This is a genomic window from Chryseobacterium sp., from assembly GCF_022712095.1.
Classification (GTDB): Bacteria; Bacteroidota; Bacteroidia; order Flavobacteriales; family Weeksellaceae; genus Chryseobacterium.
This window is the reverse complement of record NZ_JALAHD010000051.1, coordinates 1-18,504: the sequence shown is the minus strand read 5'-3', so window position 1 is coordinate 18,504 and position 18,504 is coordinate 1. Positions and strand designations below refer to the sequence as shown.

Here is an 18,504-nt window from a genome sequence, read left to right as displayed (position 1 = left end):
TAAATAGCGTATATTTGCATAAACAAAACACTAGGGCTTTGAAGAATAAAGATTTACATAAGCTGAGTAACTTTCCTAAAAATAAACTGGGGAAGATTATGGGATATGATAATGATCATCTGAAAATGCCGAATAAAATTATTGAAATGGGACTTTTACCCGAAACCGTTTTTAAGATTTTATATCAGGCACCTTTTAGCGGACCCATGTATGTAGAGTTTGGAGAGGAAAAAAGCCGTATTGCTCTTCGTGAAGAAGAAGGAGATTATATCATTGTAGAATATCTGAATTAATGCAGGAAAATAAAAAAAAACAGGTTCTTCTGGTAGGAAATCCTAATGTAGGGAAGTCAACGATTTTTAATGCACTTTGCAATAAAAAGCAGAAAACGGGAAATTATGCAGGAGTAACGGTGGCAAGCCATTCGGGAACTTATACCTATAAAAACGAAGAAGTTGAAATCATAGATTTACCCGGTTCCTATAGTATCTATCCAAGTTCTGAGGATGAAACCATCTTTTCAAAATTTCTTATCGATGAACAGGATAAATATTCCGGAGTTATTTACATATTGGAAGCCTTAAGTCTCAAAAGGGGTTTATTGTTATTTCAACAGATCCAGGATCTTGGAATTCCTGTTTTATTGGTTGTAAACCAGATTGACCAGGCGGAAATAAGGGGAATTAATATTGATATTTCTAAGTTTTCAGAATCATTGAATATTAAGGTGATTCAAACTAATGCGAAAGAACACATAGGAATTGATGAAATCCGTGAGGCTGTTTTTAATGGTGAATTCCAGAAGTCTGTTCTGCCCTTTTTCGAAATACCGGTTGAGCATAAAGACTTTCTTAAAAAAGTATCTGCTCATCAGGGAATTGAAAATGACTACAAAGCCTGGATGATACTATCTTCCGATATGGAGCTGAAAAAAATAGAATCTCTCGGGGATTTATTAAATTTCCCAGAGGTTAAAAGCCTGGTTCCTAAACGACTACAAGTTCAGGAAACGGTGAGAAGATACCAGCAGGTAGATAAGATATTAGCGAATGTAATTTCTAAAAAACCTCAGTTTAAAGAATTACTGACAGAAAAACTGGACAAAATACTTGTTCATAAATTCTGGGGTTATGTTGTATTCTTGATCATTCTTCTGATTATTTTCCAAAGTGTTTTCTTTCTTGCAGAATATCCCATGAACTGGATTGATAATTTCTTCTCTTGGGCATCAGGATTTACGGGTGAGCATTTACCCGAAGGTCCGGTTAATTCATTAATTTCCAATGGAATTATTCCGGGGATTGGGGGAATTGTTATTTTTGCTCCCCAGATTGGAATCCTTTTATACTTTCTATATCTGCTGGAAGATTCAGGATATATGGCGAGAGTTATTTTCTTGATGGACCGATTCCTTCGTCCGTTCGGGCTGAACGGAAAAAGTATTGTTCCACTGGTTTCAGGGACTGCTTGTGCTATTCCTGCGATTATTTCCACAAGGAATATTGAAAATATAAGAGAAAGAATATTAACGATTTTAGTCACTCCGTTCATGACCTGTTCGGCAAGGCTTCCGGTCTATAGTATTATTATCGGACTGATTATTACCGACGGGACATTTCTGGGAATTCAGTACAAAGCATTAGTGCTGATGGGAATGTATCTTCTGGGGTTTTTGGTAGCCCTGTTTTCATCTCTTATTTTAAAAGGGTTTATTAAAGATAAAGGAAAAACCTATCTGGTAATGGACCTGCCGACTTATAAAAAGCCTCTTTTCGGATATGATTTTAAAATTGTGTTGGGAAAAGTTTGGGAATTTATTACCGGAGCCGGAAAAATAATTTTCATTGTCAGTATTATTATCTGGGTTTTAAGCTATTTCGGACCTAAGCAACGGCCGGATCAGATTGTTGCCTCTGATGTACATCTGGAGCAGTCTTATTTAGCTAAAATGGGTAAAGCCATAGAACCGGCTATAGAACCATTAGGATATGACTGGAAGATGGGAGTGGGAATATTAACAAGTTTTGTGGCACGAGAAGTATTTGTAGGCACTATGTCTACTTTATATAGTTTGGATGATGATGCTCCGGAGGTGAAAGTGATCGATAAAATGAGACATGATGTGAAGCCGAACGGAGAAAAAGTATTCAGCTTCGCTACCGGAGTTTCGATACTTTTGTTTTACGCATTTGCCATGCAGTGCGTCTCTACGATTGCCGTAGTGTACAGAGAAACCAAAAGCTGGAAATGGACAGCTTTCCAGGTGGTAATGATGAGTGGTTTGGCATACTTTGTGTCTATGTTTATCTATCAAATTTTAAAATAATGAGCTCTTCATTGATTATTCAATATGTGCTGGTTGCATTGTTGGTAGGGTTTGCCTGCTATTCTTTATTCAGGATTTTAAGGAAGAATTTCGCCCCTAAAAAATTCAGCTCAAAGCGGTCCGGCTGCGATAAAGATTGTGGCTGTTCATAACTTTCGTATGTATTTTGACAAATAATCTCTAATTTTGTTTAGTTTTTAAACAGAAAGATAATCGTTATGTTTATCTTTAAATGAATATAAATAAAGCACTAACAATGTCGTTAATTAAAAGTATCTCAGGTATTAGAGGGACAATAGGAGGAAAAGTAAATGATAATCTTACCCCGCTTGATATCGTTAAGTTTGCATCCGCTTTCGGTACCTGGCTTCAGAATAAAAATAATAAAAAAAACTTAACACTGGTTATAGGAAGAGATGCCAGAATTTCAGGAGAAATGGTATCTTCTTTGGTAACTGCAACATTGCAGGGGCTGGGAATTAATGTGGTAGATCTGGGACTGTCCACAACACCGACTGTGGAGATTATGGTTCCGGAGCTTAAAGCTGACGGGGGAATTATCCTTACCGCTTCCCACAATCCTAAACAATGGAATGCTTTAAAGCTGTTAAATGAAAAGGGAGAATTTATAAGCGGTGAAAACGGAGCTGATGTACTGGCTCTTGCCGAAAATGAAGATTTCAATTACGCTGAGGTAGATGACCTTGGTCAATATGAAACCAGAGATGATGCTTTTGATATTCATATTCAGCAGATCTTGGACTTACCGACGGTAGACGTAGATGCAATCAAAGAAAAGAAATTTAAGGTAGTTCTGGATGCTGTAAACTCTACAGGAGGAATTGCTATTCCAATGTTATTGGATAAACTGGGTTGTGAAACAATAAAATTATACTGTGAGCCCAACGGGCAGTTTCCACACAATCCCGAGCCTCTAAAAGAACATTTGGGAGATATTTGTGGACTTGTAAAAAAAGAAAAAGCAGATGTTGGAATTGTTGTAGATCCGGATGTGGACAGATTAGCTTTAATAGATGAAAAAGGAGAAATGTTCGGAGAAGAATATACCCTTGTAGCCGTAGCGGATTATTTACTGAAAAATAAAAATGGAGTGGCTGTTTCTAACCTTTCATCAAGCCGTGCCCTGAGGGATGTGGCTCAAAACCATAATTCAGAATATTTTGCAAGCGCAGTAGGAGAAGTAAATGTGGTAACCCTTATGAAAGAGAAAAATGCAGTGATCGGGGGAGAAGGAAACGGAGGAATCATCTACCCTGAATTACACTACGGAAGAGATTCATTAGTAGGAGTAGCTCTTTTCCTGACTCATCTGGCAAAAGAAAATAAAACGGTTTCCGAGATGAGAGCCGGATATCCAAGCTATTTCATGGGTAAAAAGAAAATTGAATTGACTCCGGAAATTAATGTGGATGATCTTTTGGCCAAAATGGAAAAAGAATACCAGAATGAAGAAGTTTCTACGGTGGATGGAGTAAAGATAGACTTTGAAAATAACTGGGTACATTTACGTAAGTCGAATACAGAACCTATCATCAGAATCTATACAGAAGCAAAATCGCAGGAAGAAGCGGATAAACTGGGAGATGATATTATTGCTAAGATTAAAAGCCTAATTTAAATAAGTAAGAACGGAGCCTTGGTTTCGTTCTTTTATTTTACAATATGTTTGAACATCTGAAAAAAAGGTTTCCCTTTCCCCAGGAAATAACAGATCCGTTTATGGGAAACTTTAAGCGTATGGAAGTTCCTGCAAAAACGATTCTTTTAAAAGAGAATGAGGTTTCCCATCATGCTTATTTTGTAGAAAAAGGAATTGTAAGGGCATGGTATAATAACGACGGTAAAGATGTTACCTTTCAGTTCTTCATGGAAAATACCTTGTTTTCATCCCTTGAAAGTTTTAAGAAAGGTCTTCCTAGTATGATGTCCTTTGAAACAATTGAACACTGTGTGTTATGGCAGGTTGATAAAGAAACGGTTGACCGCATTTTGGAAAAGGTATATGAAAATTCGGAGTTCAGAAAATCCCTTATGGATGCTGTTTTTGAAAGGACATTCGATTATATGAAACACTTTCTTTCTTTTATTAAAGATACACCACAACAAAGATATCAGGATCTCTGTAAAGAACATTCTGAAATCATCAAAAGAGTTCCCCAGCATTATATCGCTTCTTATCTGGGAATTACAAAAGTGCATCTCAGCAGGATAAAAACTAAAATTTTAAAAGAGAATTAATTTAAACTGATAACATTTGTTATCGTTTCGGATCCCGCTTCCACTTAATTTTGTTAGAAAATTAAAATAATGAAAGCAGCCGTAATACTTGAAAAAGGAGGAACTCCACAATATACAGATTATAAAGATCCGGAAATTAACAATGACAATGAAGTTTTAATAGCAGTAAAAGCAGCCGCTATAAAACATCTTGACAGAGCGAGAGCAAGTGGAAAACATTATTCTACAGAAAACGAAGAGCAAAAACCCAAACTGATCGGGAGTGATGGAGTCGGTTTTCTGAAAAATGGAGTTGCTGTTTATTTTTTCAGTAAAAAAGGAACTGTTGCAGAAAAGGCAGTGGCTGAAAAAAAACTTATTGTACCCATTCCGGAAGGTCTTGATTTTTCAACAGCAGCAGCTTTACCCAACGCAGTCATGGGGTCAGCGATGGCCTTACAGTTTAAAGCAAAATTAAAAACCGGCGAAGTGGTTTTGATCAACGGAGCTACCGGAATTACAGGGAAGGTGGCAATTCAGATAGCTAAAATTTATGGTGCTAAAAAAGTAATTGTTACAGGAAGAAATGAAGAGATTTTATCATCTCTCCATACTGTCGGAGCTGATGAAGTAATTTCCCTGAATGTGAATGATGAAAATTTTAAACGGAAAATTAAAGATATTCACAGTAAGACACCGATTGATATTGTTATAGATTATGTTTGGGGGCATTCAACAGAACTCCTTTTATCTGCGTTGAAAGGAGACGGAACTTTTTCCCATAAAACAAGATTGGTTTCCGTAGGAGGTATGGGTGGTGATATAATTCAATTATCCTCTCAGATTTTAAGGGGGACAGATATTCAGATTTCCGGCTCGGGATTGGGAAGCTGGAGCCCGGAAGAATTCAAACTTTTAATTTCAAAAATAATTCCAGAGATGTTTCAGGCAGCTTTGGAGGGGAAACTAATCATAGAGACCCAAACTTTCCCACTCAAAGATATTGCTGCGGTATGGGAAGGAGAGATTTCTAATAAGAAAAGAATAGTTATCTCAATTTAGCCGGAATACTGTTTTTATCCACAATATTTCATAATACGGAACTTTTTTACTATCTTTAGTATAGATATTTATGAAAATATATGTCAAAAATTTTTCGCAACTTTGCATATATTTTATAAAATAATTTTAAAGAGTAATATTAAATTCAGAAGTTTACCGAGGTCTGTAAAGAAAATTCAGGCATTGGGTTGACGAAAATATACGTATTGGAAGAATATTTTGGAAATGAACTTGTGAAAAAGTTCGAGGAAATGATGGAAAACAATGATGAATTCTACTTTGATACAGAAGAGTTGGAAGATATTATTGTTTATTATCTGGAGCTGGGAGATTTTAATTATGCAGATATTGCAGTTACCTACGGTCTTAAGCTTCACCCGAATTCTCTTGATATCAAGATTAAAAAACTTGAAGTATTACTAGAATGGGAAGAATATAATACGGCGAAAGAACTGATTGATGAGCTGAAGGCTTCCTCTATGGAAAACACAGACTTTTTGGTTTGTTATGCGAAGTATTATTCTAACTTAGGAAACCCCAGAAAATCCATTGAAATTTGTAAGAAAGCATTAGAGTTGAAAGAAGAAGAAAACTTCCTTCATAACTTTATTGCGGATGAATATATCAACTTAGGAGATCCCTTTAATGCCCTTAAACATTATAGAAAGGCGTTGAAAGAAGATCCTACGGATGAATATGCATTGGAAAACTGTATGGTTTGCTTCAATGAACTAAGCAAAGGTGACGAAGCTATTGCTTTCCTTAATGAATACCTGGATGAATTCTCTTATTCAGAGACCGCCTGGTATGAATATGGGCAATTCTATTTCAACAGAAAGAATTATGAAGAGGCGATTAAAGGGTTTGATTATCTTTTGGCTATTAATTCAAATTCTGTAGGAGTTTACGCCAATAAGGCATCTTGTTACGAAGCATTAGGCCAATATAAGAAAGCCATAGAAGTCTATGAGGAAATGCTTGACCTTGAGTATACCAAAGCATTTACCTTCTATAAAATAGGATTATGCCATAAAGCTTTAAAACAGCCAATAGTAGCATTGAATGCGTTCCAGAAATCGTTAAGAGAGGACCCGCAGTTTTATCTTTCCATGATGGAGCAGTCTTATCTCTATGAAGAAATGGGAGGTATGGTAGAAGCCTTACACTTTGCCAAAGAAGCTACACAGTTAAACGATAATAATCTTGATTATCAGAAAAGATTAGCATTCCTGTTTATTGATTCCGGTAAATTTGAGGAGAGTCTTTCCTGTCTTAAAAAATTGGTAGAGGCGGAACCTTCAAGATTTTATAACTGGTACGCTTATTCAGAAGTGCTGATGCTTCTAGGAGAATATGAAGAAGCGATTACAGTAGTAAATTCGGCAATTAAGAATCATAACAGAGCAGAATTGTATTATCAGCTAAGTAATTGTTACTTTAATCTGAAAGAACAGGAAAAAGGTGTTGAATCGCTTAAACAGGCATTAGAACTGGATTCATCTATTATTCAGGACATGCAGAAGAAATATCCGTTCCTTAAAGACGAGGTAAAAAAAGCTAAAGCTAAAGTAAAAAAGAAGAATTAAAAACAAATAATAAATCCTGCAGAAATGCAGGATTTAATTTTTTATAGAAGGTTTGGTTCTCAGAAATATCAGTCCGCCAATAATAATGGATGCACCTACAAACTGTAAAGCAGTTAAAGATTCACCATCCAGAATTCCCCACATAATAGCGACAATCGGCATCAATAAAGTAACTGTTGAAGCAAAGAGAGGTGTTGATACCTTTAGCAGACGATAGTTCATCATCATCGCAAGTCCTGTCCCGAAAATGGATAGTAAGCTTACGAACATGAGTCCTGTCATATTATCCCTTGAAAAGTGAAACTCAGAGAAGAACCCTGTGAATGCAAGGGCAATAAGGGAAGGCAGAAATAATACAAATGAAAACATAAATGCTGAAAGCAGCGTAGATGACACATCCATTAGTTTCGATTTAACGGTAGTCGTGCTTACAGCATAACATAAAGTAGCCAGCAGTAACAATAAAATAGGGATCATTTTAAATTGAGCTCCGTCCCCACCTCCGAAGGCGAGCAGACAAACTCCTGTGAAGCTTATAAATACCCCAATAATCTGTTTTTTTGTAGTTTCAAACTTCCAGACCAATGCACCTACAATAATCACGAAAATAGGCATCATTGAGTTAATAATACCGGCAATGCTGCTGCTCACTTCCGTTTCAGCAATGGGAAACAGGAACATGGGAATATAGCTTCCGGTAAATGCAGCAAGGATAAGCCATTTCAAGTTCTTGCGGGGAAAGAGCTTATATTTGGAAATAGCTATGGGTAACAAAATAATTCCGGCGATAAGACATCTTAGTGCTCCTACCTGAAATGGATTAAAATGCTCTAATGACTTTTTGATTAAAATAAATGAAGATCCCCATATAAGACTTAATACTATTAAAAGTATCCATTTTTCTCTATTTGCGTTCATTATTGGTATGTAAAGTTTTTAAAAATTCTCTTTTAGGAATCATTTTCGCCCCTAAACTTTTCAGGTGATCTGTGTGAGATTGGCAGTCAATGAGTTCAAGAGTATCTTTATTACTTTCTACAAAATGAATGAATCCTGCCTTAGAAGCATTACTCACTTTAGCAAACATGCTTTCTCCACAAAATACCTGACCGATCTGTATGCCGTAAAATCCTCCCACCAGTTTTCCGTCCTGCCAGACCTCAATGCTTTTGGCCAGACCATATTCATGAAGTTGGATAAATGATTCCATGAGCTCATCGGAGAGCCAGGTTCCTGATTGTCCTCTTCGGTTGATTCTCTGACAGTTTTTAATGACCTCTCTGAAGTTCTGGTTTTCTGTAAAAGAAAAAATCTCTTTATCCAGGATTTTTCTCATTGATTTTGAAACCTTCAGCTCGTAAGGAAATAGTACGAATCTTGGATCCGGGCACCACCATAAAATTTCTTCATCCGGATTATACCATGGGAAAATCCCTAATTGGTAGGCAAACCATAGCCGCTCTACGGATAAATCTCCTCCGTAAGCAATTATCCCTTCATGCCCGTCATAGAGCTCAGGATCTGGAAATGAAATTTCATTCTCGTCGAGTCGAACCATTTTTTGTCAAAAAAAATCCCACTTGAGGAAGCAGGATTATTAATATGATTAATTTTCTTTATTAAAAAGGTAAATCATCATCTTCATCTCCTGCAAAAGGATTCTCATTAGAAACCGGAGATGCAGACTGAGACGGCATAGCCTGAGTAGGCTCGGAGCCATTATCAAATACTTTTTCCAGTCTCCATCCTGTGATAGAGTTGAAGTATTTTGTTTCTCCCTGAGGAGATGTCCATTCTCTTCCTCTTATATTGATTCCCACCTTTACATTTTCTCCTTCTGTCACAGAATCCAGTAAATTTATTTTATCTGATAAAAATTCTATGCTGATTGGCTGTGGATACTGTTCCTGAGTCAAAATAATCATTTCTCTCTTTTGAAATCCACTTGCAAATGTTTGAGTGTCAAAAAGTTTCTTTACCGTTCCTTGTAATTCCATATCATAAATATTAACTCCGTAAAAGTAAGGAAATGAAATGTAATATTAAACCCCTCTCATAAATTTTGTGAAAAAAATAAAAAAAAATAAATTTTCTCTTGTAAAAATAAAAAATTGCCCTATATTTGCACTCACAAAAACGAAAGAAGTTCTTTAAATATAATGCGGATGTGGTGTAATTGGTAGCCACGCCAGACTTAGGATCTGGTGCCGTGAGGCGTGGGGGTTCGAGTCCCTTCATCCGCACAACGATGCGAAAATAGCTCAGCTGGTAGAGCACAACCTTGCCAAGGTTGGGGTCGCGGGTTCGAATCCCGTTTTTCGCTCCACTCCATGCTCTGGTGGTGGAACTGGTAGACACGCAGGACTTAAAATCCTGTGCCTCTTTTGGCGTGCGGGTTCAAGTCCCGCCCGGAGTACTTCTTAACCCTCTGTATTTAATACGGAGGGTTTTTTGTTTTTACATGGGCTGAATGTGTTTCTTTAAATCTTTTTACAGGATAAATACGTAAGTAAAATAGTGAAAAATTGGATTACATAAGAGAAAAGCTTGCAGATAGGTTTGAAGATGACATTTTAAAACGGAATTTTGAAATTCAAATCCATGAAAATAAAATTAACGTCACACTGAAACAATTCTATAATAATTCCTTTGATAAATTAGGAATCGTACCCCCTTCCATTTCAGCTTTTATCTCTTTTATGAAGTGAAGGATAGGTTCACTTTTATCATGTACAAACCCATGACTCTCAGATACCATAATCCCTTCGAGATAAGGATATTTTTCCAGACGAGTAGTAAATCAATTAGCCTGCTGACCTTTTCTTAATAGGATCTCTGATAAAAGTATTTTATCACTTTTTCTAATAGATCTTGAAGAGCATATTCTTTTATTCCTGTATATAATTCTTTTACTGACGGAAAATAATAGTTGATAGATGTTCTGGGAACTTTTGCATAATCTGCAATTTCCTTAGAGGTGGCATTAAAATAGCCTTTCGCAAAAAACAGCTCTTTTGCGGCCTCAAGAATCTGATGCTGAACACTATTATTTAGCACAAATGTTTGAAGAATTATATGTCAAAAATAAAACATGTAAAGAGGCGATGTGAACACAAATAGACAAACAAATAGATGCATCAGCAATTTTTATCGACTGGAATAAAAATCTTATTTGTAGGTTATTTAAATAAAGGTTTTTATTTCTAATCGAATCTCTTTAAATAATTGTTGCCCTAGCAACAATTAATATAGAAAAGTAAAAATACCATTGTTGGCTGAGCAACAATTTTTTTATGCGTTTTTAGGTTTTAATGAACGTAATAAGTTGTATATCAATGTTTTGTGCTGTTTGGTATAATGGTTGAAAAGATCATTGTAACGATTATTTTTATCATATGAGTACAAAAGAAAAATATTTACAACAGGATGGAACCTCAATACAATTTGCATATTGGGTGCCTAATGTAAGTGGGGGATTGGTTATCAGTAAAATACCTCAACGAACAAGCTGGGATATTAATTATAATAAAAGACTGGCACAATTAGCAGAAGAAAATGGCTTTGATTATGCTTTAAGCCAAATTCGGTTTACAGCAGGATACGGAGCAGAATTTCAACATGAACCAGTGGCTTTCAGCCATGCATTATTAGCAGCAACCCAACGGTTAAAATTGATAATAGCCCTACTGCCAGGGCCATGGAATCCTGCAGTAGCAGCAAAGCAGCTTGCCACCATAGATCAACTTACGGAAGGGCGTACGGCCGTAAATATTGTAAGTGGATGGTTCCGGGGAGAATTTGATGCGATCGGTGAATATTGGTTGGATCACGATGAAAGATATAAAAGGTCTGAAGAATTTATTCGTGCTTTAAAAGGAATCTGGACAGAAGATAACTTTACCTTCAGTGGAAAATTTTATAGGTTTGATAATTACAATTTACAGCCTAAACCTTTACAAAAACCACATCCCGAAATTTTTCAGGGGGGAACGTCCCGTGCAGCAAGAGACATGGCGTCACGGGTCTCCGACTGGTACTTTGCCAATGGGAATACAGTGGAAGGGATCAAAGCTCAGATAGAGGATATCAGAGAAAAAGAAAAAACAACTGGGAATAGGGTTAAAATAGGGTTGAATGCTTTTATCATTGCACGGGACACAGAGGAAGAAGCTCAAAAAGTTTTGCAGGAAATTATAGATAGTGCAGATTTTGAAGCAGTAAATGCTTTTAAAGGAGAAGTTAAAAATGCGGGGCAATCTGCTCCAGAAGGAGAAGGAAATTGGGCAAAGTCCACTTTTCAGGATTTGGTTCAGTATAACGATGGTTTTAAAACTAATCTTATCGGTACACCGGAGCAAATTGCAGACAGAATTATTGCTTTTAAAGAAGTCGGTGTCGATTTAATTCTGAGTGCGTTTTTACATGCTCAGGAAGAAGTGCAATATTTTGGGGAAAAAGTATTGCCATTGGTAAGACAAAAAGAAACTATTAAAAAACAGTTGAGTCATGCCTGATATTGTAATGATTTCCGGAAGTCCGGAAGAAAAATCTAAATCACACAATGTTCTGAAGACTATCCAGCAACAATTTCAATATGCCGAGTTAACGACTAAACTGTATAGTGTGCGGAACTTTCCCGCAGAAGATATTTTATATGGTCAATATAACAGCAGTGCATTTGATGAATTAAAATATGACATATCAGAAGCACATACTATAATCATTGGGACTCCTATTTATAAAGGGGCTTATACAGGAATTTTAAAAGCTTTATTGGATTTACTGCCGCAATATGCATTACGTGGAAAAAGGCTTCTTCCTATAGCAACAGCAGGTTCCATGGCTCATTTATTAGCCATTGATTTTGCTATCAAGCCTCTTCTTTCGGTATTAGGATCCTCAGAAATTCTCCCGGGAATATATATTCCGGATGAAAACTGGGAGAAAAAAGATTCTGGAGAAAACGTTTTAGGAGAATCTATTAAAAACCGTTTAAATAGGGCTATTGAAGATATTGTAATGTTTCATCAGAAAATAGCCGGATGAGTCTTTTAATATACAATAGAAATTAAAAAAGAAAATATAGATAATGAAAATTTTATGGTTTATTCCCACTTATGGAGACAGCAGATATATAGGGTCTGATATTGGGGCAAGAAATACAGATATAGGATATTTAAAACAGGTAGCACAAGCAGTAGATGAATTAGGATATTATGGAGCCTTACTTCCTACAGGGAGAACTTGCGAAGATTCTTGGGTGATTGCTTCGGCGTTGTCACAGGTTACCAAACACATGAAATTTTTAGTGGCAGTGCGTCCCGGGTTATCATTGCCTTCTATGGCAGCTAGGCTTGCAGCCAGTTTAGACAGGATATCCAACGGGAGAGTGCTTATTAATGTTGTAGCAGGTGGAGACCCTACAGAATTAGCAGCAGATGGAATTTTTCTAAATCATGATGAACGTTACGCTGTTGTTGATGAATTTTTGGAAATCTGGCGAAACCTGATGTCGGGTGAAGAATTTAGTTTTAATGGAGAGTATTTACAGGCAGAAAAAGCGCAGCTTTTTTTACAAAGCATTCAAAAACCTTATCCGGAATTGTATTTTGGAGGGTCGTCCTCTGCAGGAATGAATGTTGCTGCAAAACATGCAGATGTTTATTTGACATGGGGAGAGCCACCTGCGCTGGTGGAGGAAAAAATAAACAAAATGAGGAAAGTAGCAGCTTTACAAGGTAAAACTGTAAGATTTGGTATCCGTTTACATGTTATTGTAAGGGAAACAGAAGAAGCTGCATGGAGTGCTGCCAATTCTTTAATTAAATATGTAACAGATGAAGGAATTCAGGCTGCATTACAGGTATTCAAAAGATTTGACTCTGAAGGTCAGAAAAGAATGACTGAACTACATCAGGGAAGCAGGGATAATCTTGAAATAAGCCCAAATTTATGGGCAGGAGTGGGGCTTCTGAGAGGCGGTGCAGGTACGGCATTGGTAGGTGATCCTCATACGGTGGCTCAGCGGCTGAAAGAATATGCTGATTTGGGAATAGAAGAATTCATCCTGTCAGGTTATCCTCATCTGGAAGAAGCCTATCGTTTTGCGGAACTTGTTTTCCCGCTACTTCCCGTTAACCAAAAAGAAAAGAATGTTCATACTCCTTATGTAAGTCCATTTGGGGAAATCAAGGCTGCTCAGCCTTCTTTATCACCAGAGATAGCTCAACACAAATAAAAAAGATCAATATGTCCACAATATTAGAAAACATTGAACAGGAATCAAAGATTAATCGGCACGCCTATACGATAGCTAAACAATTAGCAGACCTGTTCTCTGAAACAGCCGTAGAACGTGATAAGAATGGAGGAACAGCTTTCCATGAAAGAAACCTTCTCAGGAAAAGCGGATTGCTTAAATTGTTAATTCCTAAGCAATATGGCGGATTGGAAAGTGATTGGATATCCATTCTTAATATTGTAAGACTATTTGCACGTGTAGATGGTTCCCTGGCTCATTTATTTGGTTACCATCATTTAATTCTGGCCACTATAGAGCTTTACGGATCTCCAGAACAATTTGAATGTTATAGCAAAAAAACAGCAGAAAATAATTTTTTCTGGGGAAATGCCTTAAATCCTTTAGACGAAGGTACTAAGATTCAATTTAAAGATAATCAATATAAAATCAATGGAAGAAAAGGGTTCTCATCAGGGTCTGTAGATTCCGATATGCTTTTGGTTTCTGCTTACGATGAAGCTGGAAAAATTTGGATAGGAGTCGTAGAGTCTGGTAGAAAAGGAATTAAAATCAATGCTGACTGGAATAATTTCGGACAGCGACAGACGGACAGTGGAACGGTAGAATTTAATAATCTTATTTTAGAAGAACACGAAATTCTGAAAACACCCGGTCCTATGGGAAATCTACGTTCGACTTTACGCTCAGCTCTGGCTCAGCTGATTTTAAGTAATATTTATTTAGGCATGGCAGAAGGAGCGCTTAAAGAAGCTAAAAACTATACTTCAGCACAAACAAGGCCATGGATTAATTCAGGAGCGAAAACATCTCAGAAAGACCCATATATATTGGCTAACTATGGTGAAATGTGGCTCAGTATACAGGCTTCGAAACTGCTATTGGATCAGGCAATGGACGATTTTCAGCAATCTTGGGATGCGGGGGAGAGTATCACTGAAAATCAAAGAGGAAAATGTGCCTTGAGCATTGCAGCAGCTAAAGTACAGGCAGCAAGAACAGGCCTGTTTATAGCTAATAAAATGTTTGAGGTAACGGGGGCAAGGGCTACTAATGGAGCAGCACGCTTAGATCGTTTTTGGAGAAATATACGAACACATACTTTACATGACCCCATAGATTATAAGATTAAAGAATTGGGGGACTGGGCGTTAAATGATCAACTGCCTCAGCCCGGATTCTATTCTTAGTTTAACATTTATTTCTGACTTAAAAATCGTAATTCTGTAAAATATCTCTTAATATTGTCTTCATAAAAGTAAGGTTTTCTCTTTTTTTTAATCAAATGAAAAAAATTATTCTCACTCTTCCGGATCAAAGCCCGTTATCTATCCGTGCTAAAGTTTTAGTCTTTGAAGATCAGAGCTCCCGTAAACTTCTGCAAAAAGTAAAAAAGATAGCCCCCAGTAATGCTAATGTATTAATCATGGGGGAAACGGGAACGGGAAAAGAACTTATAGCAAGAGAAATTCATAAGCAGAGCGGACGGAGCAATGGCCCTTTTATTCCTGTTAACTGTGGTGCTTTTTCGGAAAATTTAATAGAAAGTGAATTATTCGGTCATGAAAAAGGGGCTTTTACGGGAGCGGCTTCAACTAAGCAGGGCTGGTTTGAGGTAGCAGATGGAGGAACCTTATTTCTGGATGAGATAGGAGATTTACCATTACATTTACAGGTTAAGCTTTTGAGAGTATTACAAGAACAACAGGTTGTGCGTTTAGGCTCCAGAAAACCTATTAATGTAAATGTCCGTATTGTAGTGGCCACTAATGTGAATCTTGCAGAAGCTGTTTCTACAGGTAAATTTAGGGAAGATCTTTATTACAGGCTGAATGTGGCTACTGTTTTTCTTTCCCCACTTAGGGAAAGGAGAGGAGATATTATGCCTTTAATCACTCATTTTCTTGAAGTCTACAGTAGGCGCTTGGGATTGAAGCAGGTATCAATTAGTGAACAGGCAGCAGATATATTAATCAATAAGTACAGTTGGCCAGGCAATATAAGAGAGCTGGAAAATATTATTCATCAGGCTTTATTGGTTTGCTATGGAAATACAATTCTTCCCGAGGACCTTAATATTGTACTTGACAAAAAACAGATCAAGGTTGATGATCGCAATGAGGTACAGAATAGAGAAGTGCATGATGGTACGGAAATGTTAACCGAAGCATTAACGACTTTATTCGGGGAAGGTCATGAAAACTTATATGAGCATATTGAGGAGGTTATCATGAGAACCGCTTATGAACACTGTTATAGGAATCAGTTAGAAACTTCAAGATTATTAGGGATTAGCAGGAACATTCTCCGGGCAAGATTAATTAAATCCAATGATTTGAAACCCAAAAGAAGAGGTGAAAAGTGAGAAGGATGTTGTTTAAATCTTATTAATAATCTTCTGTATATCAATTTCTTCAAGACAAGCCCAGTCTCCCCGGTAGCATTCTTTATCCCCGAATACAGAGCAGGGTCTGCAGGTAAGATCTGTAATTTGAACAATATCTTTTTCACTTTGTCCAAATCCTAAGAAACCCGCATAAGGATGAGTAGCTCCCCAAATAGAAACACATCGCGTACCCTTTAAGCTGGCTAAATGCATATTGGCTGAATCCATGGAAATCATAAGCTCTAATTCGGCAATTTTATCTAACTCCTGTTTCAGACTGAGTTTTCCCGATAGATTGTGAGTATTAGGAATTTCTTGTTCCCATTTTTCAAGAATTTCATTTTCCTTTTTTCCGCCTCCGAAAAAGTAAAGAGTATGTGTTTTGGCTAAAACCCTAGCTAGCTCATAAGATTTTTCTAAAGGAAGCATTTTTCCCTTGTGCTGTGCAAAAGGTGCAAAACCAATCCCAGATTTATGAGCGGATTGGGGGCGGAGTTGATGAGAAAGGCTAAGATTATAGCCCATGGCACGGAAAACATCGGCATAACGCTCAACCGTACTTTTAAGCTGAACTTTATCTAAATTCCACACATCTGTCAGCTTTTCCTTTTCTTCTTTCCCTTTATTTATTCTGAAAACTTTCAACCCTTTTCGGGTATAGATTCTATCTAAAATTTTAGAACGGATAACATCATGCAAATCAGCAATAATATCAGGCTGAAATTCTTTTAAAAGTTCATTGGCAAGCCTTCTGATTCCCAGGAAGCCTTTATAATCGTCAAAATCAATTCCTTTAAAAATAACATTCGGAATATCGGAAAACAGATTTTCAAAGCTTTTACGGGAAACCATGATGATCTCGGTATCAGGATTTTGTTCTAAAAACTCCCGAAATACAGGTATGCTCATGGCTACATCACCGAAAGCAGAAAAACGATATGCTAAAATTCTTGTCACGACTTAAGCTGATAAGCAACTGCGTAAAATTTAATTTGTTTAGTCATAGCCATTAATCCATTGGCCCGGGAAGGAGAGAGAAACTCCTGTAATCCGATTTCAGAAATAAAATCAAAATCCGAATCGAGAATTTCTTTTGTAGAATGACCACTATAAATACTTACTAATAAAGAAACGATGCCTTTAGGTAAAATACCATCAGAATCTGCATTGAAATAAAGCTTTCCATCTTTAAATTCGGCATCGATCCATACTTTACTCTGACAGCCTTTGATAAGGTTGTCTTCGGTTTTTTTATCCTCTGCAAGCCCCTTGAGTTCTTTTCCCAGATCTATGATATATTCATATTTCTGTTCCCAATCATCAAGAAAGGCAAATTCATCAATTATTTCCTGTTGTTTTTCCTTAATGGTCATATTAAGATATCTTTGTGCAAAGATAACCAATTTGTAAAATATACTTATTGAGATACACGTTGAAAAACCTGCAATAGTTTTTTTTCTTCATTTTCCCAACAAAAAGCCTGAGCAGCTTTTTCCAGCTCTGTCAAATAGTATTCTTTTCCATTTTGAAGAACATGGGAAATTGCTTTGGAAATTTCCTCTGGATCATGATTACAGATGATTTTTCCTATCTGAAACTGTTGGGAGATATTTTGCATTTCAGGGAGATTAGCCATAACTAAAGGAATCCGTGCCTGGATGTAATCCAGAACTTTATTGGGGAGTGAATATAAATAACTGTCACCTCCATTTTCTTCAATGCTGATTCCTACATCTGCGATTACTGTAATTTTTTTTAAATCTTTAGGGTCGAGCTTTCCCAGAAAACGGACTTTATGCTGTAGATTTTCCCTGATCACCAATTCTTCATATTCCTTCTTTTTGGGACCGTTACCTGCAATTTTTAAAATGGCGCCTTCTATCTGATGCATTGCCAGGATAGCTTTGTCAATTCCGCGGAAAGGATTGATATATCCCTGATACAAAATAATTTTGGGATTATTTTCTACAATTTGTGGAATATAATCTGACCTTTGCGGAGCATTCTGAATAACTATCGGGTTGGCACCATATTTTTTGTGGAACCATTCCGCATAGCTTCCACTTGCCGTAATCATCAATTGTATTTTTGGAATCAGCTTTCTCTCCAGATACCTCCAGAATTTTTGTGATATTTTACCCTGGATTGCCGGCATTTCAGAAAAAATTTCATGACTGTCAAAAATCAGAGGAATGTTCAGCATTCTTGCTATAAGATAATTCGGTAAAAGAGCATCTATGTCATTAGCATAGAGAATTGTATGCAGGTCTGATTTTTTCTTTAATTGACGGAAAAGCTTCCAGTTAAATTCAAAATAAGCAGTTTTAAGGCTCTTGGATTGGAGGTGTATCCTAGAAAAAGCGTAAGGTCTTTCCATTCTTTCCGCTCCATTCCAGTCGTTTCCTATGAGCTCAATAGTATACCCGTTTTCGAAAAGAGTTTGGCATACCTTTTCTATTCGCTGATCTGTATACAGGTTGCTGAAGGCAGATATAATAACTTTTTTTGAATTCATTATCTTTTTTTTCCGGTGAAGGGATGATATACCTGGACAAAACAAACATATGTTATCAGACTAACAATTCTGTTTTTTCTTAAGCCTTTTAAGACACAATTTAAAACAATGAATAAAGAAGCAGTATATCTG

18 protein-coding genes and 3 tRNA genes are annotated in these 18,504 nt (G+C 36.8%); 14 read left to right on the top strand and 7 right to left on the bottom strand.

The window, feature by feature from the left end:
* Window positions 1-98 precede the first annotated feature (98 nt).
* The 6 genes from Q0A18_RS02625 to Q0A18_RS02600 all read left to right on the top strand — a co-directional run bounded on the left by Q0A18_RS02625 (window position 99) and on the right by Q0A18_RS02600 (window position 7,212).
* Complete coding sequence (locus Q0A18_RS02625) at window positions 99-293, top strand: FeoA family protein (protein WP_292008617.1); 195 nt, start codon at window positions 99-101, stop codon at window positions 291-293.
* Window positions 293-2,326 carry a ferrous iron transport protein B gene (feoB, locus tag Q0A18_RS02620; RefSeq protein WP_292008615.1) on the top strand — a complete coding sequence of 678 codons (2,034 nt, stop codon included), beginning with the start codon at window positions 293-295 and terminating at the stop codon, window positions 2,324-2,326. The genes Q0A18_RS02625 and feoB overlap by 1 nt, the downstream gene beginning before the upstream one ends.
* A 256-nt stretch (window positions 2,327-2,582) precedes the next feature.
* Window positions 2,583-3,965 carry a phosphoglucosamine mutase gene (glmM, locus tag Q0A18_RS02615; RefSeq protein ID WP_292008614.1) on the top strand — a complete coding sequence of 461 codons (1,383 nt, stop codon included), beginning with the start codon at window positions 2,583-2,585 and terminating at the stop codon, window positions 3,963-3,965.
* A gap of 44 nt (window positions 3,966-4,009) precedes the next feature.
* The gene (locus Q0A18_RS02610) at window positions 4,010-4,585 is read left to right on the top strand and encodes a Crp/Fnr family transcriptional regulator (protein WP_292008613.1); all 576 of its coding nucleotides are present in this window, start codon (window positions 4,010-4,012) and stop codon (window positions 4,583-4,585) included.
* Between the two features lie 69 nt (window positions 4,586-4,654).
* A complete protein-coding gene (locus tag Q0A18_RS02605) occupies window positions 4,655-5,626 on the top strand; it encodes a zinc-binding alcohol dehydrogenase family protein (protein WP_292008612.1) in 972 nt (323 codons plus the stop codon).
* A gap of 206 nt (window positions 5,627-5,832) precedes the next feature.
* Complete coding sequence (locus Q0A18_RS02600; protein ID WP_292008616.1) at window positions 5,833-7,212, top strand: tetratricopeptide repeat protein; 1,380 nt, start codon at window positions 5,833-5,835, stop codon at window positions 7,210-7,212.
* A 33-nt stretch (window positions 7,213-7,245) separates the two neighbouring features.
* Here the strand turns inward: Q0A18_RS02600 and Q0A18_RS02595 are convergent, their stop codons facing one another.
* The 3 genes from Q0A18_RS02595 to Q0A18_RS02585 form a co-directional block, all read right to left on the bottom strand.
* On the bottom strand, window positions 7,246-8,130 hold the full coding sequence (locus Q0A18_RS02595) for a DMT family transporter (RefSeq protein WP_292008611.1): 885 nt from the start codon (window positions 8,128-8,130) through the stop codon (window positions 7,246-7,248).
* The gene (gene aat / locus Q0A18_RS02590; protein ID WP_292008610.1) at window positions 8,117-8,770 is read right to left on the bottom strand and encodes a leucyl/phenylalanyl-tRNA--protein transferase; all 654 of its coding nucleotides are present in this window, start codon (window positions 8,768-8,770) and stop codon (window positions 8,117-8,119) included. The genes Q0A18_RS02595 and aat overlap by 14 nt, the downstream gene beginning before the upstream one ends.
* Window positions 8,771-8,831: 61 nt before the next feature.
* Window positions 8,832-9,209, bottom strand: coding sequence for a DUF3127 domain-containing protein (locus tag Q0A18_RS02585; RefSeq protein WP_292008609.1), 378 nt, complete (start codon window positions 9,207-9,209; stop codon window positions 8,832-8,834).
* A gap of 164 nt (window positions 9,210-9,373) precedes the next feature.
* On the opposite strand from Q0A18_RS02585, the gene Q0A18_RS02580 reads away from it, so the two are divergent.
* The 3 genes from Q0A18_RS02580 to Q0A18_RS02570 all read left to right on the top strand — a co-directional run bounded on the left by Q0A18_RS02580 (window position 9,374) and on the right by Q0A18_RS02570 (window position 9,628).
* Window positions 9,374-9,455: transfer RNA gene (locus Q0A18_RS02580), tRNA-Leu, on the top strand.
* 7 nt (window positions 9,456-9,462) lie between these two features.
* Window positions 9,463-9,538: transfer RNA gene (locus Q0A18_RS02575), tRNA-Gly, on the top strand.
* Between the two features lie 6 nt (window positions 9,539-9,544).
* Window positions 9,545-9,628: transfer RNA gene (locus Q0A18_RS02570), tRNA-Leu, on the top strand.
* Window positions 9,629-10,035: 407 nt separating this feature from the next.
* Here the strand turns inward: Q0A18_RS02570 and Q0A18_RS02565 are convergent.
* Window positions 10,036-10,269 carry a TetR/AcrR family transcriptional regulator gene (locus tag Q0A18_RS02565; RefSeq protein WP_292008608.1) on the bottom strand — a complete coding sequence of 78 codons (234 nt, stop codon included), beginning with the start codon at window positions 10,267-10,269 and terminating at the stop codon, window positions 10,036-10,038.
* Window positions 10,270-10,607: 338 nt separating this feature from the next.
* Between Q0A18_RS02565 and sfnG the strand changes: the two genes are divergently transcribed.
* From sfnG to Q0A18_RS02540, 5 genes are all read left to right on the top strand, one after another.
* Window positions 10,608-11,726: a dimethylsulfone monooxygenase SfnG gene (gene sfnG, locus Q0A18_RS02560; RefSeq protein ID WP_292008607.1), complete on the top strand. Its 1,119-nt coding sequence runs from the start codon at window positions 10,608-10,610 to the stop codon at window positions 11,724-11,726.
* Entirely contained in the window at window positions 11,719-12,258 is a 540-nt protein-coding gene (gene ssuE / locus Q0A18_RS02555; protein ID WP_292008606.1) for an NADPH-dependent FMN reductase, read from the top strand. Before sfnG ends, ssuE begins: the two co-directional genes overlap by 8 nt.
* A 43-nt stretch (window positions 12,259-12,301) precedes the next feature.
* Complete coding sequence (gene ssuD / locus Q0A18_RS02550; RefSeq protein WP_292008605.1) at window positions 12,302-13,450, top strand: FMNH2-dependent alkanesulfonate monooxygenase; 1,149 nt, start codon at window positions 12,302-12,304, stop codon at window positions 13,448-13,450.
* Between the two features lie 11 nt (window positions 13,451-13,461).
* Window positions 13,462-14,661 carry an acyl-CoA dehydrogenase family protein gene (locus tag Q0A18_RS02545; protein ID WP_292008604.1) on the top strand — a complete coding sequence of 400 codons (1,200 nt, stop codon included), beginning with the start codon at window positions 13,462-13,464 and terminating at the stop codon, window positions 14,659-14,661.
* A 95-nt stretch (window positions 14,662-14,756) separates the two neighbouring features.
* Window positions 14,757-15,836, top strand: coding sequence for a sigma-54 dependent transcriptional regulator (locus Q0A18_RS02540; protein WP_292008603.1), 1,080 nt, complete (start codon window positions 14,757-14,759; stop codon window positions 15,834-15,836).
* 12 nt (window positions 15,837-15,848) lie between these two features.
* Here Q0A18_RS02540 and Q0A18_RS02535 read toward each other — a convergent pair whose 3' ends face one another.
* Genes Q0A18_RS02535 through Q0A18_RS02525 form a run of 3 tightly spaced genes read right to left on the bottom strand, consistent with a single transcriptional unit; the run spans window position 15,849 to window position 18,372 of the window.
* Window positions 15,849-16,814, bottom strand: coding sequence for a glycosyltransferase family 9 protein (locus Q0A18_RS02535; protein WP_292008602.1), 966 nt, complete (start codon window positions 16,812-16,814; stop codon window positions 15,849-15,851).
* Window positions 16,811-17,230, bottom strand: coding sequence for a SufE family protein (locus tag Q0A18_RS02530; protein WP_292008601.1), 420 nt, complete (start codon window positions 17,228-17,230; stop codon window positions 16,811-16,813). Before Q0A18_RS02530 ends, Q0A18_RS02535 begins: the two co-directional genes overlap by 4 nt.
* A 44-nt stretch (window positions 17,231-17,274) precedes the next feature.
* Window positions 17,275-18,372, bottom strand: a complete 1,098-nt coding sequence (locus tag Q0A18_RS02525) for a glycosyltransferase (RefSeq protein ID WP_292008600.1) — start codon at window positions 18,370-18,372, stop codon at window positions 17,275-17,277.
* Window positions 18,373-18,504: the final 132 nt, after the last annotated feature.